Origin of the sequence: Salmonella sp. 5800, assembly GCF_046558195.1 — a bacterium.
Classification (GTDB): Bacteria; Pseudomonadota; Gammaproteobacteria; order Enterobacterales; family Enterobacteriaceae; genus Salmonella; species Salmonella enterica.
Genome location: NZ_JBGDOX010000021.1, coordinates 2630 through 5148, shown reverse-complemented (window position 1 = coordinate 5148; position 2519 = coordinate 2630). Strand labels below are relative to the sequence as shown.

At 66.2% G+C, this 2519-nt stretch carries 3 protein-coding genes; all 3 read right to left on the bottom strand.

What is annotated here, in order from left to right:
* A partial coding sequence (locus ACLJZ5_RS21935) for a cytochrome c-type biogenesis protein CcmH (protein ID WP_410959027.1) occupies positions 1 to 704 on the bottom strand: 704 nt, incomplete at its 3' end.
* Positions 701 to 1258 (bottom strand): thiol:disulfide interchange protein DsbE, encoded by a 558-nt coding sequence (gene dsbE, locus ACLJZ5_RS21930; RefSeq protein WP_000828299.1) that lies wholly within the window; start codon positions 1256 to 1258, stop codon positions 701 to 703. The genes dsbE and ACLJZ5_RS21935, both read right to left, overlap by 4 nt.
* The coding region (locus tag ACLJZ5_RS21925) for a heme lyase CcmF/NrfE family subunit (protein WP_410959025.1) at positions 1255 to 2519 on the bottom strand (1265 nt) is incomplete at its 5' end. The genes dsbE and ACLJZ5_RS21925, both read right to left, overlap by 4 nt.

The window sequence follows — 2519 nt, the reverse complement described above, 5'->3', positions numbered from 1 at the left end:
ATGCGCCCCAGCATGAGCCAGCCCTCAACATTGCCGGCATCATTCTGCAGGCGGGTACGCAGCCCCAGCGCCAGCCGCGCCATCTCCTCTTCATTCAGCGGCTGCGCCTGCGGGTCCAGCGCCCGCGCCAGCAGCCCGGGCGTCTGCGCCGTTGCCTGCTGCCAGGCCCTGACCTGCTGATAGCTGCCGGTCTGTGAGTAACTGATGGCGGCCACGACCAGCGCCATAACCACGCCCGGAAGATACACCCCCACCCCTGCGCGTGGTCCCGCCGCAGGAATGGCGTCAGCCAGGACGTCCTGTCTGATACGCACCCGCCGGCGCGTCCGGGCAACGATTATCCACCCGCCCGCCACGATGGCGGCCAGCGGCAGCACCCACAGCAGCACCGTCAGCGGGGTCAGCGGCGGGTCGTAGGTGACAAAGTGGCCGTAGCGCGCCACCATGTAATCGATGATTTCCTGGCGGCTCTTCCCCTCCTGCATCAGGTCATACACCCTGCGGCGCATGTCGGTGGCTATCATCGCGTTCGAGTCCGCAATGCTGTTGTTCTGGCATTTCGGGCAGCGCAGCTGCTCCGTGAGCTGGCGGAACTGCTGCTCCTGCGCTTCATCTTTAAACGGCATCACGTCGGTGGTTGCCCGCGCTGACCCGGCGATAACCAGCGCCAGCATCAGCATCACCATGCCCGGTAACAGTCTCATTGCGCCGCCTCCCGGCTGTATCTGTCCCACAGCGGTTTCAGTTCACTTTCCCATACCCGGGCATTCAAATCGCCCGCATGGCGGTAGCGGATAATCCCCCTGCCGTCGATGAGGAAGGTTTCCGGCGCGCCGTACACGCCCAGGTCCAGCCCCAGCATCCCGTCGCTGTCCGATAAACTCAGCGCATACGGGTTGCCCAGTTCTTTTAACCAGGCCACCGCCTTCGCCCGGTCGTCCTTATAGTTCAGCCCCACCACCCGGATACCCTGCGCGGCCAGCCGGTTCAGGTACTGATGCTCGGCGCGGCAGGTCGGGCACCAGGTGGCCCAGACGTTAAGCAGCACCGGTTTCCCCTGCGTCAGCACCTCCGCCTGGTAGTACTGACCCGGCGTCTCCAGCGATTCCAGGCGGAACGCCGGCACCGGCTTTCCGGTCAGCGCCGATTCGAGATTCGTCGGGTCATCCCCCTGCGCGTTGCGCGCCAGCTGCCACAGCAGCGCCGCGGCAATCAGCAGAAAAATCAGCAGCGGTAATAACAGTACGTTGCGTTTCATCCGGCCTCCGGCAATGGTTTACGGCGGCGGTAGCGCGGGTCCGCCAGGCACAGCAGCCCGCCCAGCGCCATCAGCAGTCCCCCGGCCCATATCCAGCGGACAAACGGTTTGTAGTACAGGCGCACGGCCCACGCGCCGTTGTCCAGCTCCTCCCCGAGCGCGGCGTACAGGTCGCGGGTCAGCCCGCCGTCAATCGCCGCCTCGGTCATCACCATCCGGCTGGTGTTGTAGAGCCGTTTCTCCGCGTGCAGCACCGCCTCCGGCTCGCCGTGGCGCGTCACCCCGATGAGGGCCACCCCGCCGCGGTAGTTGGGGCCGGTGATGTCCCGCACCTCCCGGAAGGTGAAGCGGTAGTCGTGAATGGTCACGCTGTCGCCCGCCCGCATCCGCACGTCACGCTCCACGCTGTAATTCTGGCTGAAGGCGATGCCGGTAATCGTCACCGCCAGCCCGAGGTGCGCCGCCACCATTCCCAGGTAGCTGAGGGAAATCCTGGCGCCGCGGGACACGCGCTGTACGGCTTCGGCCACCGCCAGCACCGCAATCCAGCAGGCCATCGCCATCCCCACCGCCGTCATGGCGATGATTTTATCTTCCAGCAGCCATGGCAAAAGTACCGACAGCACCAGGGTGGAGACCAGGGCGGTGAGCAGCAGTTTCCTGATGTTACGCGGCCGGTCCCGGCCCCAGCGCACCAGCGGCCCCACCCCCAGCAGCAGGGCAAAGGGGACCATCAGCCAGGTGAACATGGTGTTAAAGAACGGCTCCCCCACCGAAATGCTGCCCAGCCCCAGCTGTTTGTGCACCAGCGGCAGCAGGGTGCCCAGCAGCACCACCAGCATGGCGGCCATCAGCAGGACGTTGTTGCCGAGCAGCAGCGACTCGCGCGACCACAGCGCGTTGTTCACCCGCGAACGCACCCTGTGCCCGCGCACGGCGAACAGCAGCAGCGAGCCGCCGGTGACCAGCACCATAAAGGCGAGGATAAACATTCCGCGCGCCGGGTCGGAGGCGAAGGCGTGCACCGACACCAGCACCCCGGAGCGCACCAGGAAGGTGCCCAGCAGGCACAGCGAGAAGGCGCAGATGGACAGCAGCAGCGTCCACGCCTTAAAGCCGGCGCGCTGTTCGGTGACCGCCAGCGAGTGCAGCAGGGCGGTACCCGCCAGCCACGGCATAAAGGAGGCGTTCTCCACCGGGTCCCAGAACCACCAGCCGCCCCAGCCCAGCTCGTAGTAGGCCCACGCCGAGCCGAGCACAA